At 47.1% G+C, this 18,415-nt stretch carries 12 protein-coding genes; 6 read left to right on the top strand and 6 right to left on the bottom strand.

Features of this window, described 5'->3' with window-relative positions; all coding sequences use genetic code 11:
* Window positions 1-44: 44 nt before the first annotated feature.
* Window positions 45-2,375 carry an LPS assembly protein LptD gene (gene lptD / locus LZU85_RS17570; protein WP_237287971.1) on the bottom strand — a complete coding sequence of 777 codons (2,331 nt, stop codon included), beginning with the start codon at window positions 2,373-2,375 and terminating at the stop codon, window positions 45-47.
* Between the two features lie 147 nt (window positions 2,376-2,522).
* On the opposite strand from lptD, the gene djlA reads away from it, so the two are divergent.
* Window positions 2,523-3,386 carry a co-chaperone DjlA gene (gene djlA, locus LZU85_RS17565; protein ID WP_237287970.1) on the top strand — a complete coding sequence of 288 codons (864 nt, stop codon included), beginning with the start codon at window positions 2,523-2,525 and terminating at the stop codon, window positions 3,384-3,386.
* Window positions 3,387-3,555: 169 nt separating this feature from the next.
* Here djlA and LZU85_RS17560 read toward each other — a convergent pair whose 3' ends face one another.
* From LZU85_RS17560 to argE, 3 genes are all read right to left on the bottom strand, one after another.
* On the bottom strand, window positions 3,556-4,095 hold the full coding sequence (locus tag LZU85_RS17560; RefSeq protein WP_237287969.1) for a PadR family transcriptional regulator: 540 nt from the start codon (window positions 4,093-4,095) through the stop codon (window positions 3,556-3,558).
* A 613-nt stretch (window positions 4,096-4,708) separates the two neighbouring features.
* Window positions 4,709-7,342, bottom strand: a complete 2,634-nt coding sequence (gene ppc / locus LZU85_RS17555; RefSeq protein WP_118894059.1) for a phosphoenolpyruvate carboxylase — start codon at window positions 7,340-7,342, stop codon at window positions 4,709-4,711.
* 219 nt (window positions 7,343-7,561) lie between these two features.
* Entirely contained in the window at window positions 7,562-8,698 is a 1,137-nt protein-coding gene (gene argE, locus LZU85_RS17550) for an acetylornithine deacetylase (RefSeq protein WP_237287968.1), read from the bottom strand.
* Between the two features lie 148 nt (window positions 8,699-8,846).
* Here argE and argC point away from each other — a divergent pair, with 148 nt between their 5' ends.
* The 4 genes from argC to argH all read left to right on the top strand — a co-directional run bounded on the left by argC (window position 8,847) and on the right by argH (window position 14,205).
* Window positions 8,847-9,851, top strand: coding sequence for an N-acetyl-gamma-glutamyl-phosphate reductase (gene argC / locus LZU85_RS17545; protein WP_237287967.1), 1,005 nt, complete (start codon window positions 8,847-8,849; stop codon window positions 9,849-9,851).
* 22 nt (window positions 9,852-9,873) lie between these two features.
* Window positions 9,874-10,665, top strand: a complete 792-nt coding sequence (gene argB, locus LZU85_RS17540) for an acetylglutamate kinase (protein ID WP_011079346.1) — start codon at window positions 9,874-9,876, stop codon at window positions 10,663-10,665.
* A gap of 214 nt (window positions 10,666-10,879) precedes the next feature.
* Window positions 10,880-12,091, top strand: coding sequence for an argininosuccinate synthase (locus LZU85_RS17535; RefSeq protein ID WP_080538777.1), 1,212 nt, complete (start codon window positions 10,880-10,882; stop codon window positions 12,089-12,091).
* A 239-nt stretch (window positions 12,092-12,330) separates the two neighbouring features.
* On the top strand, window positions 12,331-14,205 hold the full coding sequence (argH, locus tag LZU85_RS17530) for an argininosuccinate lyase (RefSeq protein ID WP_237287965.1): 1,875 nt from the start codon (window positions 12,331-12,333) through the stop codon (window positions 14,203-14,205).
* Between the two features lie 162 nt (window positions 14,206-14,367).
* Here argH and LZU85_RS17525 read toward each other — a convergent pair whose 3' ends face one another.
* Complete coding sequence (locus LZU85_RS17525; RefSeq protein ID WP_237287963.1) at window positions 14,368-14,640, bottom strand: DUF3624 domain-containing protein; 273 nt, start codon at window positions 14,638-14,640, stop codon at window positions 14,368-14,370.
* Window positions 14,641-14,913: 273 nt separating this feature from the next.
* On the opposite strand from LZU85_RS17525, the gene oxyR reads away from it, so the two are divergent.
* Window positions 14,914-15,813, top strand: a complete 900-nt coding sequence (gene oxyR / locus LZU85_RS17520; RefSeq protein WP_237287962.1) for a DNA-binding transcriptional regulator OxyR — start codon at window positions 14,914-14,916, stop codon at window positions 15,811-15,813.
* Window positions 15,814-15,883: 70 nt separating this feature from the next.
* On the opposite strand, the gene LZU85_RS17515 is transcribed toward oxyR, so the two are convergent.
* The gene (locus LZU85_RS17515; protein WP_237287960.1) at window positions 15,884-18,397 is read right to left on the bottom strand and encodes a PBP1A family penicillin-binding protein; all 2,514 of its coding nucleotides are present in this window, start codon (window positions 18,395-18,397) and stop codon (window positions 15,884-15,886) included.
* Between the last annotated feature and the right edge of the window lie 18 nt (window positions 18,398-18,415).

Genomic DNA, 18,415 nt, shown 5'->3' with positions numbered 1-18,415 from the left:
ATGTAAACCATTGTTTTGTTTTTTTGATATGAGATCAAAAAGCACTAATTATTCAGATAGAATGGGCGACCATAAGTGATCGCGTTATCTGAGCTATCTAGCTCTTTAGCGGCGGTATCGGCTTTGTTTTTCGTTGCAAAACCTTGAATGCCGAAGTTAACACTGATGTTGGTATCGTAAACGGCTTCATTATTATCCCCACCTATAACATCATTACGCCATTTCACTAACTGATTGGTGTAGGTAAAACCGATATACCAACAATCTGATTGGTAACGCAAACTCGCCATCCATTCCAAATCGATTTCTTCGGTCAAATCGTAGTAGTACTGACCGCTAGCGGACCAATGACGGTTAATATTGTACGCACCGACAATGCCTGCTTGAGAAATGCCCTTACGAGTCACTTTGTCGAGCTCTTCAAAACTGATGGTGTCTTCAATATAGTCTTTAGTGACGTAGCGATAGCTACCTTGAATAAAACCATCGGCAAACTGGTATTCCAAGGTGCTGTTGGCCAACTGCATTTGATTCAAGTCGATATCGTACTGGATGCCACCATGGTAAAACAGGTAGTCATCATAGTTGAAATCGGTTTCGACGGCCCATGATGAATAATTTGAGGTTTCTTCTTTGTTTCCTGTTAGCTTGGTCTTCTTGTCGATGTAATAGATCTGACCAAAAGAGATGTTCAAGCGCTCTTTATGTTCATCGTCAAAGAAACGAGTGCTTGCCCCGTAGCTCAGTTGATTCGCCGAAGCAATTTTATCGATACCACTGTATTTTCGGCTACGGAAGAGTCCATAGTAATCCGTTTGCAGCAGCGTGGTATCGTAGTTATAGATAGTATCTTGCTGCTCTTCTGGAATGTAGAGGTATTGAAGTTGTGGCTCTAGGCTTTGCGTATAGCCCTCAAATAACTGAGCTTCTCGCTCTAGGTAGAGACGAGCATGGGAACGATATTCTGGAAGCACACGTGTAATCTTTTCGTCAAGTGTCGCTTTTAAATCGGCATCGGTTAATTGTTCCAAATCTTGCTCGTAGTAAGTCGCCAGCAGACGAGCTTCAGTGGTCCACGTTGCCCAACTGGTCGAAAGGGGCACGATAAGACTTGGCTCTACGTGGGCACGCAATGCGTTTGGTTTGGATTTGTCTTTGGTATTGAACTCTGTGAGCTCGCTTTTCAAATCAAAGTTTAAGTAGTTGCCAAACAGAGGAGTGTAGTAGTTGAACTTCATCTGTGGCAGCAAACGATAAGGTTGATTGTTGTCTGGCAATAAAACTTGGAAGTCACGTACTTGCAACGACATATCCCAATGCTCAGAACGGTAGGCTACCTTTCCTTGTTGCAAAAGTTGTCCATCTTCGCGGTTACCAAGATCCGAACTCAAATCACGGAAGTAGTCGATATCACTCACTTGCGAGTAATCAAGTGAGACTAACCACTGTTTATTGATGATGCCGTCATGTTTGTATTGATAACCCCAGCGGTTTTGCTCTTGATATTTATCGTCGCCGGGCAAGTACTCCCCTTTAAGCTCGCCGGCTCCCCAACCATCGGTGAGATAACGAAAATCAGCATCTTGCTTCACGCCACGCTGCTGCATATAGAGCGTAGTCAGCGTTAAATCGTAGTTTGGGGCGATGTTCCAATAAAAAGGAACCTCAATCTCTAGGCCATCGCTTGAACCATACGATACCGAAGGGAAAAGAAAACCTGTTTTGCGTGTGTTCCCAATGGGTAGGGTTAAATAGGGAGCGTAAAAAACGGGTACATCCAAGACCTCAAATCTTGGATGATAGAAAGTGGCGGTCTCTTCATCTTGGTCTACTTCAATTTTCGAGGCGACCAATCGCCACGAATTGTCATCGGCTGGACAGGAGGTAATGGAGCCATCTTCTAATTCGTATACCGCTTGACCGGTTTTTGCAATATAAGCGGCTTGACCGCGGCCTTGCTGGCAAATAAATTGGTACTCAGTGTTTTCAAGCGCAAAAGTCTCGTCGGTCATGTTGTTCGTGATCTTGCTAGAACTCGCTTTGACTTCGCCATCATTGAAGGTGACATTGCCTTCTGCCACGACAATATTATCTTGTTGGTGTAGGGTAACCGACTGTGCAGTAATTTTTTTATTACCTTGGATGACTTCAACATCACCGGAATAGACGGCTTTATCTCCATTGATGGCTTGTAAATTGTCCGCTTGAATTACGATTTCAGCATTTGCATCATTTTCTTCCGATTGGACCAAACATTGATCGGTGGTGGGCATTTTTTGCGCACTGTTGTTTTGTGTCGCTTCAGCTTGAGCGTTGGAGGCAAACAGGGCGGTCGCTATGGAAGCCGCTAAAAATGTCCGAGAGAAATGTTGCATTAAAGGAACTACCCTATGTCACTGCTGTGCTTTGGCACTATGGTGGTCGTGGTGAAAAAATGATTGCCTTATCATAAAGGAAATCCGTGCTTCCAGCACTATATGACCGTCACTGACGGGAAAAATTCATAGATTGAGAACTCACAAATGCAGATTTTTGGCAAAATTCTTGGTGTCTTTTTTGGTTTTTTGTTCGGCGGGGTGTTTGGTGCGCTGTTCGGTTTATTTCTTGGACACCAGTTTGATAAAGCGAGGCGATTGAGTCAAGCGGGCTTTAAAACCGCAGGTTTTGGCCAAGGACCAAGCCAAACGCAGCGACAGGAAGAATTTTTTAAGTCCGCGTTTGCGGTGATGGGGCATGTGGCAAAAGCCAAAGGCCAGGTCACTAAAGAGGAGATCCAACTCGCCAGTGCGATGATGGATCGAATGAGTTTACACGGTGAGCAGCGCAGGGCTGCACAAGAGGCATTTCGTGCAGGAAAAGAGCGAGATTTTCCGTTAGAACAAGTGCTTGAAAGGGTAAAAATCGCCACTAGTGGCCGTTTTGATTTATTGCAGTTTTTTTTAGAACTGCAGATCTCTGCGGCTTTTGCTGATGGTGATGTACACCCGAGTGAGCGTAATGTTTTACACAAAATTGCGCGAGATCTAGGATTTTCGTCTGAACAGCTCGAGCGTCGTTTGCAGATGCAAGAAGCGGCCTTTCGTTTCCAGCGTCAAGGTGGGTTTGGTGGGCACCAGCAGCAGTCTAATCACTCTTCCTCTCACGGAGATTGGCAGCAAGCGTCGCAAACTGACCGTCTCGCGGATGCCTATAAGATCTTGGGTATTGACGCCAATGCCGATGGCAAAGAGGTCAAGCGAGCTTATCGTAAGTTAATGAACGAGCATCACCCAGACAAACTGATGGCCAAAGGCCTACCGCCAGAAATGATGAATGTTGCAAAAGAAAAATCACAAGAAATTCAGAGTGCCTATGATCTGATTAAAAGAGAAAAAGGTTTTAAATAGTGATGGCTCAGTCAGAGGATCTTATCGATCTTTGAAGACGAGAAAGCCATTTTTGCTAGCTGTTTGGAACAAGTGGAAGAATCCGTTCTCAGAACAAAAAAATCCGAGCACATTGAGGTTGCTCGGATTTTTCATTAGGTGTTACTACGACTAAAATGAGTGGGTTTGATTAATCAATAAGATTAAGCTCAGCCAGCACTTCTTCTGCCCAGCGTACCCAAGCTTCACGCATCATCAAATTACGGCGCAAGGTGAGGCGCTCTAGGCGGCCTTGTTTATCCAATGTCGATGGTGTCGCGTAGTAAGCGGCTTCAATTTCTTTGTAGTGTGAGACAAGCTTGCGGGACTCTTCTACTAACTCAGCAAGCTGAGCGCGGTAAGGTGCAGAGGGTTGTACTGAGCAAGCCATCAGTTTTGCTGAAAACTCGTCGCGTACAGTTGGGTGGGCTGTCGGTTGATCAAACCACTCACCTAATGCTGAGCGTCCAGCGTCGGTAATTGAATAAACTTTGCGATCCGGCTTGCCTTCTTGCGGTTCCAATACACAAGTTACCAGCTCTTTCTCTGCCATTTTATTCAGCTCACGGTACACCTGTTGGTGACTTGCTTTCCAAAAGTAGCCGATAGAAGCGGAGAATTCTTTAGTGATATCGTAACCGGTCGCATCACGAGTGCTTAAAACGGTTAGAATTACGTGTGGTAATGACATGTCTTCAATCCAAATGGTCAATAAACTTATGAACAAGCTGCCTGCACGGCGTTTACATTCTTGTTGATGCAATTTGTTTATGTGCAGTCAGCACCAACAATGTTGGTCCTGTCACCTTTAAAGCCGTTTATCACCTAGGGTGGATGGAGCGATTCCATCAGGCTGCAGAAATAATATTTGATGTGTGATCCGCAGCGGATGAGTAGTATATCTAAATAATAAGCATAAAGTGGAATAGCAGGACAATATTACCCAAAAAACTAACAAAATGCTCAATAGTGAATTTTGTTAGAATAACACGCTTTAAATGTGCGTCATTTCGTTTTTAATCTAGCTTAATATTCTAGTTTTTTGTTGTTGCGCTTACATGGTGATGGTGATCTAGAGCACAGAATGAGTAATTTTTATAAAATGCCAGCAAGGATGATCGTGGCTGAAATGAGTTCTTGAAACGCCTGATGATGCTTTCCGCTTATTGAGAGAAGTGGGGAGAGAATGTCAGTTGCAAGAGGAAAAATGTCATGAGGCCATTGAAGAATGAGAGTGGTATTGGATGGGTTCCGAAACAAAAAGAGCTGGCGTAAGTCGCCAGCTCTTTTACGTCTCAATGAACTTAACCTGTGTTACGCATACCTGCGGCGATACCCGCGATGGTCACCATCAACGCCTCTTCAAGCGCTTCCGATACCACGCCTGCTTGACGAGTGCGGTAAAGCAGTTCTGCTTGAAGCATATTCAACGGTTCGATGTAGATATTACGTAGTCGAATGGACTCTTGACCCCAAGGATCGCTTTGCATCAAGTTCTCGTTGTTTTCGACGTTAAGCACGGCTTTGATGTCGCTTTGTAGCTGATCACGTAAGCGATCACCAAGAGGTAGCAGCGATTTGTCAGCGAGACGTTCATCATAGTAACGAGAAATCTCACTGTTACACTTGAGGTACACCATCTCAAGCATGCCCAAACGCGTGGAGAAAAATGGCCATTCACGGCACATTTCTTCTAAAAGTGCTTGATGGCCTTTGTCAATCGAGTACTGAATCGCTTCACCAGCACCTAACCACGCAGGCAATAGTAAGCGGTTTTGGCTCCAAGAGAAAATCCAAGGAATTGCACGTAGGCTTTCCACGCCACCATTTGGGTTGCGCTTGGCAGGGCGAGAGCCTAGTGGCAGTTTACCCAACTCCAGCTCAGGTGTTGCTTGGCGGAAGTAAGGGACAAAGTCTGGCTCACCACGAACCACACTTCGGTAGGCTTCACAGCTTACTTGCGACAGCACTTCCATCAGATCACGCCACTCTTGTTTTGGCTCTGGTGGTGGCAGCAAGTTGGCTTCAAGGATCGCACTGGCGTACATGTTGAAGCTGTTAACAGCCACATCAGGCAAACCGAGTTTGAAGCGAATCATCTCACCCTGTTCGGTTACGCGTAGGCCGCCTTTCAAGCTCTTTGGTGGTTGAGACAGCAGTGCTGCATGTGCCGGAGCACCGCCACGACCAATGGTACCGCCACGGCCATGGAATAAGGTCAGCTCAATGCCTTCTTGTTCAGCGACGTTCACTAAGGCTTCCATCGCATGGTATTGAGCCCAGCCTGCCGCCATTACGCCGGCGTCTTTTGCTGAGTCGGAATAACCGATCATCACCATTTGATGGTTTTGAATAAAGCCACGATAGAGGTCAATGCTCATCAATTGTTTGATCACCGCTTCGGCGTTGTTTAGATCGTCGAGCGTTTCAAACAGCGGGCAAACGTCCATGCGATAAGGGCAGCCTGATTCTTGCAGCAGTAGATGCACCGCGAGTACATCAGAGGCTGTTTTGGCCATCGAGATGACGTAAGCACCAAATGCTTCACGAGATTGCGCGGCAATGATTTTGCACGTATCGAGCACTTCTTTGACTGGCTCTGAAGGTTGCCAATCACGTGGTAGTAGAGGGCGCTTCGATGACAGTTCATTGGTCAAGAAAGCGATTTTGTCTTGTTCACTCCAGTGATTGTAATCACCAATGCCTAAGTAACGTGTCAGCTCTGAAAGGACATCAGCATGACGGGTGCTTTCTTGGCGAATGTCTAGGCGAACCAGATGTACACCAAACGCTTTGACGCGACGCAGTGTATCGAGCAGTGAGCCTTCTGCGATCATGCTCATGCCACATTCACGTAGTGACTGGTAACAGGCAAAAAGAGGATCCCAAAGTTGCTCAACGCTTTGCAGTGGCGCTTTTACCGCCAGCTTCTGGCCGTTAATTTTCGCATCCAGGATCTCTTTGGTATCACTCAGCAGCGTGCGCAGTTGTTTCAAGATGGCGCGGTAAGGCTCGTGTTCATCTTCCCCTGCCAATTGACGAACGGTGTCGTTGCACTTGGTCATTGACAGCTCGCTGATCAACTCATTGATGTCTTTGAGGTAAAGATCCGCCGCTTTCCAGCGCGAGAGGAGTAACACTTCACGTGTCACAGTATGGGTCACAAATGGGTTGCCATCTCGGTCACCGCCCATCCAAGATGAGAAGTGAACAGGGCGAGCATCGATTGGCAAGCCTTGGTCTAGATAGTCTTTGAGCTTTTCATCAAGCTCGCGTAGAAAATCTGGCACTGCTTCCCAGAGTGAATTTTCCACTACGGCAAACCCCCACTTCGCTTCATCGAGTGGTGTTGGGCGCTGTTTGCGAATCACGTCGGAGTGCCAGCTTTGTGCGATAAGTTGCTCGAGGCGTTTTTCTGTCTTGTGGCGCTCTTTGTAAGAAAGATCGCTCAGCTCTAACTTAGACAGGCATTCGTTGATTTTGACCAGTTTATTGATCATGGTGCGGCGCGTGATTTCCGTCGGGTGCGCAGTCAGCACCAGTTCAATGTTCAATTCACGAATCGCTTGGGCGGTATCGAGTTTATTGATGCCGTTTTGACCAAGCTTAGCAAACAGCGTATTGATCGCATCCGGCTCACACACGTGTGCATCGCAATGGCGAGAGATGGTGTGGTATTGCTCGGCAATGTTGGTCAAATTCAGAAATTGGTTAAAAGCGCGAGCCACCGGGGTGAGCTGCTCATCTGGCAGGCTTTTGATTTCTTCAATCAGGTTGTTACGATCAGCCTGATTGCCTGCGCGGGCAGATTTGGAGAGCTTACGAATGGTCTCCACCTTCTCTAAGATTTCGTCGCCATGGGCTTCTTGAATGGTGTTACCCAATAAGTGCCCCAACATGCTGACATTACTCTTGAGCGCGGCGTATTTCTCGTTCATTGTCATCCTGCCTCGTAAAAAAATTACATCCATTGTTCCTTGTTAAGCCACCAATCTAGCGAAATTTAATATATTTAGTCAAATAAAGCAGACTAAGTTTGCAAATATTCGCTCGCTGTTCTGACTTAAAGCAAAGTATTGCTTTGTAAATAAACGATATTGAAAATTTATTACAATTTATAAGGCAGAGTGGCGCAAGGCAACTCTGCCGATATGCAACTAAAAACAGTATTTGCGCATTGCTTTACTGAGCACGTCAATCGTCGGGTCGATAAAGTCAAACGCCAAGAACTCATCGGGTTGGTGAGCTTGGTCGATAGAGCCTGGGCCCAGCACCAGTGTGGGGCAGAGCTGCTGCAAAAATGGCGCTTCGGTACAGTAGTTCACGGTTTGTGATGGTGTACCACAGAGATCTTCTATGCTATGAATAAATGGATGATCATGTTGGCACTCGTAACCAGGGATTGGCTCGTGCAGCGGCACGATCTCAATCCGTCCCGGCCATTTTGCTTGCACCTCTTTGAGTGCCCCACGCAGCAGATTATCCAAACCGTCGAGACTAATGCCAGGCAGCGGTCTTACGTCATAATGCAATTCACAGCAACCGCAGATGCGGTTGGCACTATCGCCCCCATGAATATGGCCAAGATTCAGTGTTGGAGAAGGGATCGCAAACCCAGGGTTATGATACTGTTTGATTAACGTATCACGCAGTTGCATCAGCGCGAACAGGACTTCATGCATGATCTCGATGGCATTGACCCCTAATGATGGATCAGAGGAGTGGCCCGATTTCCCTGTGACTCGCACGACATTAGCGACATGGCCTTTGTGCCCACGAACGGGCACTAAACTCGTTGGCTCACCAATGATGCAGTAGTCAGGTTTAAAGGGGGTATGCGCACTAAAGTGGCGCGCACCGAGCATGGTGGTCTCTTCATCACACGTCGCCAGCACATAAAGGGGTTTATTTTGTCCTTTCCAATCCATGCGTTTGGCGGCTTCATAAATAAAAGCAAAGAAGCCTTTCATATCGGCGGTGCCTAAACCATAGAACTTGTTGTCTTTCTCGGTGAGTTGGTGAGGGTCAAAGCTCCAACGGCCTTGATCAAAAGGCACCGTATCACTGTGTCCAGCCAACAATAGGCCGCCCTCTCCCTGACCTTTCTGTGCCAATAAATTGTATTTACCCGGTTCGACTTCGGTGACGTCCACATCAAAGCCTAACGCGGCAAACCAGTCGGAGAGCTTTTCGATCACCGCCTGGTTGCCTTGATCCCAACTTGGGTCGCTAGAGCTGATGGATGAGGTGGAAATTAAGCCACGGTAAACATCAAGAAAACTCGGTAATTGCATAGATTATTCACTTCCCCTGTTGACAGTTGGGTAACAAAAAGGTAAAACACATATTAACTCATATTTATTGAATAAAAAATCAATATAAAGCAATTTTTAAATATGAATAGTCACTTTTACGCTTTCTTAAGTTTACGGATGTACTGAGATGTTAAAAACCACAATCATAGGTGCCAGCGGTTACACAGGCGCTGAATTGGCACTGATGGTAGAGAAACACCCAGAGCTCACGCTAGCAGGTTTGTATGTATCCGCCAATAGCAGTGATGCGGGCAAGTGTATTTCTCAACTGCATGGCAAACTCGCGGGTGTGATTGAAATGCCCGTGTTGCCGCTAACGGATCCGCTCGGGGTAGCCCAAGACTCTGATGTGATCTTTTTGGCGACGGCACATGAAGTCAGCCATGACCTTGCTCCGCTATTTTTAGAGCAAGGTTGTCAGGTGTTTGATCTCTCTGGTGCATTCCGTGTGAAAGGGGATGATTTCTATACTCAGTTTTACGGCTTTGCGCACCAGCACAGTGAGTGGTTGGACAAAGCAGCATATGGTTTGGCTGAGTGGAATGAAGAAGCCATTAAAGCCAGCCAATTGGTGGCGGTTGCTGGGTGTTACACCACTGCGGCACAATTGGCAATTAAACCGTTGCTGGTCTCTCAGTTAGTGGATACCAATCAATGGCCGGTAATTAACGCCACCAGTGGTGTCTCTGGTGCAGGTCGTAAAGCATCGATGACCAATAGCTTTTGCGAAGTCAGCTTACAGCCTTATGGCATTTTTAATCACAGACACCAACCGGAAATCGTTCACCACCTTGGCTGTGATGTGATCTTCACGCCTCACCTTGGCAACTTCAAACGTGGCATTTTGGCGACGATCACCATGAAGTTGCAGGATGGTGTGACGAAAGAACAAGTCGCGCAAGCTTTTGCGCAAGCCTATGACAGAAAACCTGCAGTGCGCCTTAAAGGGGATGTTATTCCACGCATTCAGGATGTCGAATTTACCCCATTCTGCGATCTTGGCTGGAAGGTTCAAGGTCAACACATCATCGTGATTTCGGCCATCGATAACCTATTAAAAGGGGCATCGAGCCAAGCGATGCAATGCCTAAATATTCACTACGGTTTTTCACCACTAACAGCCTTGCTGTAACGCTTTGGGTAAGGAAAAGAAGATGACACAACCAAGCTTAAATCCTCTTGTAATCAAACTAGGTGGTGCGGCGCTATCGTGCAGCCAAACCTTGAGCCAACTATTTGGAGCCATTGCCAGCTATCAACAAAAAGAGCAGCGACAAATTGTGATTGTGCACGGTGGCGGTTACCTAGTGGATGAGCTGATGGAAAAGTTACAACTTCCGACAGTGAAGAAAAACGGTTTACGTGTAACACCTTACGATCAAATTCCGCTGATTGCAGGCGCGCTCGCAGGGACAGCGAACAAATTGCTGCAAGGACAAGCGATGGCGGATGGTCTGAATGCCATTGGATTAAGCCTTGCCGACGGTGGCTTATGTCAGGTTGAAGAGTTGGATCCAGAGCTCGGAGCGGTAGGCAAAGCGACGCCTGGGGATTCAAGCCTGTTGCAAACGATTTTGAACGCAGGTGCCTTACCGATCATCAGCTCAATTGGTTTAACAGCGCAGGGGCAGCTCATGAACGTCAACGCTGATCAAGCTGCTGTTGCAGTGGCTGGGGCATTAGATGCGCAACTGGTCCTTCTGTCTGATGTGAGTGGTGTGCTTGATGGCAAAGGGCACTTAATTAAGAGCTTAAACCAACAAGAAGCCGATGCCTTGATTGCCGGTAAGGTGATTACCGATGGCATGATTGTAAAAGTCCAAGCTGCCTTAGAAGCCGCAAACGATTTAGGGCGAGCGATTGAAGTCGCAACCTGGCGCTATCCAGAAAATCTGGAAAAACTGTTTGCCGGAGAAAGTATCGGGACCCAGTTCTTACCTGCATAACTATTTGAATGAAACAGCTATACCCAAACAACTTGAAGCTGTAGGTAGGCGGCAAATGAGTGAATCCCCATGAGCATAGATACGCTATGTGATTGGGGTGAACGAATGCAGCCAACACCGCTGCAGCTTCAAGTAGGAAGGGTATAACTCAACAAGATTAAGAAGTCGTATGGCACTGACCGCCGAGTGCAGGCCAGACAAATGGAGAATGGAAATGAGCAAATTAAATGTCAATAAAGTGGTTGTCGCTTATTCAGGCGGTTTGGATACGTCAGTGATCATTCCTTGGTTAAAAGAGAACTACGATTGTGAAGTGGTGGCCTTTGTTGCTGATGTGGGTCAAGGCGAGGAAGAGCTTGTCGGTATTGAAGAGAAAGCGATCGCCTCTGGCGCTTCAGAATGTTATGTCGTCGATCTGAAAGAAGAGTTGGTCGCTGACTACATCTACCCAACACTGAAAACGGGCGCTTACTACGAAGGCAAATACCTCTTGGGGACGTCTATGGCGCGTCCGGTGATTGCCAAAGCACAAGTTGAAATTGCCCGTAAAGTGGGGGCTGATGCACTGTGTCACGGCTGTACTGGTAAAGGGAATGACCAAGTGCGTTTTGAAGGTGCCTTCGCCGCATTGGCCCCTGATCTGAAAGTGATTGCGCCTTGGCGTGAATGGGATCTTGTGAGTCGTGAGCAGTGTTTAGACTACTTGGCTGAGCGCAACATTCCTTGTGCTGCGTCGTTGACCAAAATCTATTCTCGTGACGCGAATGCGTGGCATATCTCTACTGAGGGTGGCGTACTAGAAAGTACCTGGAATGCACCGAATGAAGATTGCTGGGTATGGACCGTCGATCCAGAGCAAGCGCCGAATGAAGCAGAATACGTTACCCTGCAAGTTGAAAAAGGTGAAGTTGTGGCGGTGGATGGTGAGCAAATGACGCCGTACAACGCGCTGGTTTACTTGAACGAAAAAGGGGCGAAACACGGTGTTGGTCGTATCGACATTGTAGAAAACCGTCTAGTTGGCATGAAGTCTCGTGGTTGTTATGAAACCCCAGGGGGCACCATTATGATGGAAGCGCTGCGTGCGGTTGAGCAGTTGGTGCTGGACAAAACCTCTTTTGAGTTCCGTGAAGAACTGGGTTTAAAAGCGTCTCACCTTGTCTATGATGGTCGCTGGTTCACACCACTGCGTAAATCGATCATGGCTGCGGCAGATGAGTTGGCACAGGATGTCAATGGTGAAGTCGTGGTGAAGCTGTATAAAGGTATGGCAACAGTGACGCAGAAACGTTCTGAAAACAGCTTGTATTCCGAAGCGTTTGCAACCTTTGGTGAAGATGAAGTGTACGATCAAAGCCACGCAGGCGGCTTTATTCGCCTTTACTCACTTTCTAGCCGCATTCGCGCACTCAATAGCCAGAAATAACCAGCGCGGTTATTGTTGAATACAAGAAAGGCTCAGCAGGCATCTGCTGAGCCTTTTTGTATGGGAGGTTTTAAAATTATTCATGAATAAATATGTAAAAATAATGAATTTATACTTTATTTTTTGGCGAGTTTGTCGTAACGTGGGCACATAACAATACCTGCATTCCTTACCATGAATGGGTAAGGGATCGAGCAACACACTTACACCGGTTAGCAATAGTCATCAGGAGAGACGCAATGGCATTATGGGGCGGAAGATTTACCCAAGCGGCAGATACCAGGTTCAAAGATTTTAACGATTCGCTTCGCTTTGATTACCGACTGGCCGAGCAAGACATTGTTGGCTCTATTGCTTGGTCTAAGGCGTTGCTGTCAGTCAATGTGCTGAGCAAAGAAGAGCAGCAAAAACTGGAGTTTGCGCTGAACGAATTGAAACTTGAGGTGATGGAAGATCCTCATCAAATTCTTCATTCCGATGCGGAAGATATTCATTCGTGGGTTGAACAGCAACTGATTGGTAAAGTGAGCGACCTGGGTAAAAAGCTTCATACTGGTCGCTCGCGCAACGACCAAGTCGCCACTGACCTGAAATTATGGTGTCGCCAGCAAGGGCATCAGTTGCTGTTGGGATTGGATAAATTGCAGACGCAAATGGTGAATGTGGCAAAACAGCACCAAGCCACGGTCCTGCCGGGCTATACCCATTTACAACGTGCTCAACCTGTGACGTTTGCACATTGGTGCTTGGCCTATGTGGAAATGTTTGAGCGTGACTATTCGAGATTGAGCGATGCACTGACTCGTCTTGACACCTGCCCGTTAGGTTCAGGAGCGTTAGCGGGCACAGCGTATCCGATTGATCGTGAGCAACTGGCACAGGATTTGGGCTTCCGTCGTGCGACACGCAACTCACTGGATTCGGTCTCTGATCGCGATCATGTAATGGAGTTGATGTCAGTTGCTTCGATCTCGATGTTGCATTTATCTCGTCTTGCGGAAGACATGATTTTCTACAACTCTGGTGAGTCGGGCTTTATTGAGTTAGCCGATACGGTGACCTCAGGATCGTCCTTGATGCCACAAAAGAAAAACCCAGATGCGCTAGAACTGATCCGTGGCAAAACGGGCCGCGTGTATGGCTCTCTTGCGGGCATGATGATGACGGTAAAAGCCTTACCGCTGGCGTACAACAAAGACATGCAAGAAGATAAAGAAGGGCTGTTCGATGCTCTCGATACTTGGAACGATTGCATGGAGATGGCAGCGCTTTGTTTTGATGGGATTAAAGTCAATGGAGAGCGCACGCTTGAAGCGGCGAAACAAGGTTACGCTAACTCGACTGAACTGGCCGATTACTTGGTGGCCAAAGGGATCCCATTCCGCGAAGCACACCATATTGTCGGTGTTGCTGTGGTCGGGGCCATTGCACAAGGCTGTGCACTTGAAGAGCTATCGCTTGAGCAATTGCAATCTTTCTCTCCCGTGATTGAAGCCGATGTTTACCAAATTCTGACCATAGAGTCGTGTCTTGAAAAGCGCAGTGCGTTAGGTGGGGTATCACCAAAGCAAGTGGCGTATGCGGTTGAACAAGCGGACAAGCGCCTTGCTGCACGCGATACGACGTTAGTTAAGGTTCGCCCTGCTCGCATCACCGATATTGAAACCTTAGAGAGCATGGTGGCTTACTGGGCAAACCTAGGGGAAAATTTACCGCGTACACGCAGTGAGATTATTCGCGATATCGGTTTGTTTGCGGTGTCGGAACATCAAGGCTTGGTGACCGGGTGTGCATCCCTTTACATCTACGATTCTGGTTTGGCAGAGATCCGCTCTTTAGGCATCGAAGCGGGCTGGCAGAGACAAGGTCAAGGAACGGCAGTGGTTCAGTATCTGATTGATAAAGCCAAAGACATGGCCATCAAAAAGCTGTTTGTGCTGACTCGTGCCCCCGAGTTCTTCCTGAAACAGAACTTCGTGCAAACCTCGAAGTCGCTGCTTCCTGAGAAAGTCTTGAAAGATTGCGACAAATGCCCAAGACAGCACGCGTGTGACGAAGTCGCGCTCGAATTCAATCTAAGTGAGCAGATTATTTCTCAGGTTAAAGTTGCATAGCGTTTGATTTCATTGAAAATTTAGTTCGGGCGAAAAAAAAGATCAAAAAAGATCGTATTTTATGGGAACTATCAGAAAGCAGTGCAGTCTATAAAGTTACCACTGCTTTTTCTTAGAAATATCTAGGAAGACCCCGACACCGAGATTGGTTGCGGGGTTTTTTTATTTCTGCTTATCATGCGGTTTTTCACTGAGCTTGCGAGCCTGCCAAGGCAAAATCACGTACTTCATCCATAAATGCAAAAAGAGCAAAAGGTTAAAAGCAAATCCGGCCACGATCAGAGCAATTGATTCGATTGCGGTCGGGTTGTCTCTGAATGCGAACCACCAAATGATCCAGCATACAACGGACAACACGGTCAATTGATCGAGGCAGCGCTGGCATCGCCCCATCTTTTTCCAAAACCAGTGTTGAGAGCAATCGTTACATGACATGTGGTCAATTCCATGGATAAATTGAGTAAAGTTTCATGACAAAACCTGCCGCCTATTGGGTATAGTATAAAAGTAACGTACGGAAACTTAAGTACAATATGAAATAAAAACCGCTGTGAGGCGGTCGTTATTTGCTTGCGGCAAATTTCCTTTGTTCTGGCGTCGAGAATGGGATGAAGATGAAACATCTCATCATTAAACACGACGAAAAATTTTGATAGTTATTAGAATCTGATGTTATGTTTTTGATAGCTATATTCTATTGAGGTGGGTATGAACATTCGCGATTTCGAATACCTAGTGGCTTTGGCAGAGCATAAACATTTCAGAAAAGCAGCTGAAGCTTGTTTCGTGAGTCAACCAACACTAAGCGGACAAATTCGTAAACTGGAAGAAGAGATAGGGACAACGCTGCTTGAGCGTAGCAGTCGTCGAGTGCTTTTTACCGATGCTGGTTTGCAACTCGTTGAGCAGGCAAAAAATATTCTCAAAGAGGTCAAAACCTTTAAAGAGATGGCAAGTGGTCAAAGTGGGGCGATGACAGGGCCGATGCATATTGGCTTTATTCCAACGCTGGGGCCTTATTTATTGCCAAAAATTGTACCTCAACTCAAAGAGCGTTTCCCTGAACTGGAGCTGTTTTTGCACGAAGCACAAACACAACAGTTAGTGCGACAGCTCGAAGATGGCAAACTCGATTGCTTAGTACTGGCATCGGTAGCAGAGACTGAACCATTTAAAGAAATTGAAGTGTATAACGAACCATTAAGTGTTGCGGTGCCATGCCATCATGAATGGGCTGCGCTCGAACAGCTGGATATGTTAGAGCTCAATGGAAAAACCGTATTAGCGCTTGGGGATGGTCATTGCCTTCGCGATCAGGCGTTAGGATTTTGTTTCGCGGCAGGTGCTCGTGATGATGAACGCTTTAAAGCGACCAGCTTGGAAACGTTGCGCAATATGGTCGCTGCGGGGGCTGGGATCACCTTGCTGCCAGAGCTCTCGGTACCAAAAGAGAAGCAAAAAGATGGCGTGAGTTATATAAAAGCGGTCAATCCGGTGCCTTCTCGGACGATCGTGGTGGTTTATCGCCCTGGCTCTCCACTGCGTGCGCGTTTTGAGCAGTTGGCAGCAACCATCAAAGAACTGCTCGTGAGTGGTTCAGAGCAGTAATGTTTGTCTGCTGCGCCAATAAATAAAAAGGTTGCCAAATGGCAACCTTTTTTGTTTTTGACTGGCTAACTTAGAACAATGCTTCTTCATCACTTGAAGAAGAATAGATGCTTTCTTCCTCGACGCTCGAAACATACTCGGTCGGCTCTGTACCACGAATGAAATACTCAAACAGAGAGCTTTCGTCTGTTTTGTTGGTGAGTAATCCTGTTTCTCGGTCAATACGGACACGAACAATGTTGGCCGGGAGTACTTTCTCGTGCTCTGGAACTCCGTCGAGAGCCAACTTCATAAAATCGATCCACGCTGGCAATGCGGTTTTTGCTCCCGATTCGGCCCCAGAGGTTTGTTGGCTATCTAAGTTGGCGTTAGTGGTGGTTTTACCGAGTGTACGGCTATGATCATCAAAGCCCACCCACGAAATCGCTACCACACCCGGACCATAACCGTTATACCAAGCATCTTTGGAATCGTTGGTTGTGCCGGTTTTACCGCCGATATCGCGTCGCCCCAAGGTTTGTGCGCGCCAGCCGGTACCATTCCAACCCGTGCCTTCACGCCAGTTACCACCACCCCAGATATTGCTGTACATCATTTCGCGCATGATAAAGGCGTTCTGTTCGCTGATCACTTGCTTGGCAAATGGCTGAGTAATCTCGGTGCTTTCACCATTCTCATTCTCTACAACGGCTTCTGTGGCCACTGGGCAATCTTGCTGACAGATGGTTTGTGGCTGCGACTCAAACACGACATTGCCATAAGGATCTTCAATATGGCTGATGTAATAAGGCTCTACATAGTAGCCCCCATTGGCAAAAACCGAGAATCCCTGTGCCATTTTCATCGGTGTTAAACTACCAGCACCAAGTGCAATCGTTTCTGAACGTGGCAGTTGGTCGAGCTCAAAACCAAAGCGAGTGAGGTATTCACGCGTTTCGTCCAGCCCTACTTCACGTAGAGTACGAACCGCCATGACGTTTTTCGACGTCGCTAGGCCGATACGTAAACGGGTTGGACCAATATAAGTCGGAGGCGAGTTCTTAGGACGCCATGCCGTACCTTGGCTTTCATCCCACTTGTTGATTGGTGCGTCGTTGATCAACGTGGCCAGAGTCATGCCTTTATCGACCGCAGCTGAGTAAATAAAGGGTTTGATACTCGAACCCACTTGACGAACGGACATGGTGGCGCGGTTGAACTTGTTATGGACAAAGTTGAAACCACCAACGAGAGAAAGTACCGCACCATTATCAGGATTCATGGCGATAAAAGCCGTGTTTGCATTTGGCACTTGGCTTAGTTGCCAGCTTTCATGCTGATCACCCTTTTCATCTTGCGTCATCATTTTGCGCACCCAAACTTGCTCACCTTCAGCAAGGATTTCTTTGGCTGAAGTTGGGGCGCTGCCTTGGCGTTCATCAGTAATGAATTTACGTGCCCAATTCATACCTGACCAAGCGATGGTTTGGCTTTGTTCACGTTTAACCCAAAGGGTTGCGTTTTTGCCTTCAACCTTGGTCACAATGGCTGGTAGCAAATCGCCGTAAGCCGGTTGGTTGCTTAGATGCTCGTCCATCTTAGTTTCATCCCAAGCGGACTCGCCTGCTTTCCAAAGTACACTTTCTGCGCCACGGTACCCATGGCGTTCATCATAGGCCAACAAGTTGTCAATCGCTGCTTTGTTGGCTGCGGCTTGGAGCTTGGAGTCGATGGTCATATAGACATTCATACCAGAAGTATACGCTTTCTCTTCACCGTACTCCTGTACCATCCAAGCTCGAGCAAGTTCAGCAACATACGGTGCGCTGACTTCGATCTCTGCGCCATGGAACTGAGAGATCAGAGTTTCCGCACGTGCGGCATCATACTCTTCTTGGGTAATGTATTTTTCATCCAACATACGCATTAGAACGACATTGCGACGATTGGTCGCACGTTCTAGAGAGTAGATCGGATTGAGCGTTGATGGTGCTTTTGGCATTCCCGCCAAAGTTGCAATCTCGCTTAAGGAGAGATCTTGCAAATCTTTGCCAAAATAAACACGAGCCGCCGCGCCAAAGCCATAAGAGCGATAACCAAGGAAAATCTTGTTAACGTACAGCTCCAAAATCTCTTCTTTTGATAAGAGCTGTTCGATGTGAATCGCAATAAAAATCTCTTTCACTTTACGCATCAATTTCTTCTCGTTCGAGAGGAAGAAATTACGTGCTAGCTGCTGAGTGATGGTGCTTGCCCCTTGTTTGGCAGAGCCTGACATTGCGACAACTAACGCCGCTCGGGTAATGCCGATTGGGTCAATCCCGTAATGGTCATAGAAGCGACTGTCTTCTGTCGCGATCAGCGCGTGGATCAACGATTGAGGAATTTGATCGTAGGTGACTGGAATACGACGCTTCTCACCAAATTGCGCAATTAATTTCCCATCTTGGCTAAACACCTGCATCGGCGTTTGCAGTTCGACATCTTTAAGTGTCGCGACATCGGGTAGGTCTGGCTTTACGTATTGATAAAAGCCAAAAATTGTTGTGACTCCAAGAATTATGCAAACTAATGCAAATATAAGTAATCGCTTTATGAACTTCACCGGAGAATCCCTGTTTAG

This window comes from Vibrio floridensis (assembly GCF_021852965.1).
Lineage (GTDB): Bacteria > Pseudomonadota > Gammaproteobacteria > Enterobacterales > Vibrionaceae > Vibrio > Vibrio floridensis.
Note: the sequence above shows the minus strand (reverse complement) of the source record. Positions and strands in the feature narration are given on the sequence as shown.

Excerpts from the sequence above, each read along its gene's own strand:
- argE (WP_237287968.1), bottom strand. The coding sequence starts at position 8,698 with ATGCAATTACCGAGTTTTCTTGATGTTTACCGTGGCTTAATTTCCACC.
- oxyR (WP_237287962.1), top strand. The coding sequence starts at position 14,914 with ATGAACATTCGCGATTTCGAATACCTAGTGGCTTTGGCAGAGCATAAA.
- argB (WP_011079346.1), top strand. The coding sequence starts at position 9,874 with ATGACACAACCAAGCTTAAATCCTCTTGTAATCAAACTAGGTGGTGCG.
- ppc (WP_118894059.1), bottom strand. The coding sequence starts at position 7,342 with ATGAACGAGAAATACGCCGCGCTCAAGAGTAATGTCAGCATGTTGGGG.
- LZU85_RS17535 (WP_080538777.1), top strand. The coding sequence starts at position 10,880 with ATGAGCAAATTAAATGTCAATAAAGTGGTTGTCGCTTATTCAGGCGGT.
- LZU85_RS17525 (WP_237287963.1), bottom strand. The coding sequence starts at position 14,640 with ATGTCATGTAACGATTGCTCTCAACACTGGTTTTGGAAAAAGATGGGG.
- argH (WP_237287965.1), top strand. The coding sequence starts at position 12,331 with ATGGCATTATGGGGCGGAAGATTTACCCAAGCGGCAGATACCAGGTTC.
- argC (WP_237287967.1), top strand. The coding sequence starts at position 8,847 with ATGTTAAAAACCACAATCATAGGTGCCAGCGGTTACACAGGCGCTGAA.
- lptD (WP_237287971.1), bottom strand. The coding sequence starts at position 2,375 with ATGCAACATTTCTCTCGGACATTTTTAGCGGCTTCCATAGCGACCGCC.
- djlA (WP_237287970.1), top strand. The coding sequence starts at position 2,523 with ATGCAGATTTTTGGCAAAATTCTTGGTGTCTTTTTTGGTTTTTTGTTC.
- LZU85_RS17560 (WP_237287969.1), bottom strand. The coding sequence starts at position 4,095 with ATGTCATTACCACACGTAATTCTAACCGTTTTAAGCACTCGTGATGCG.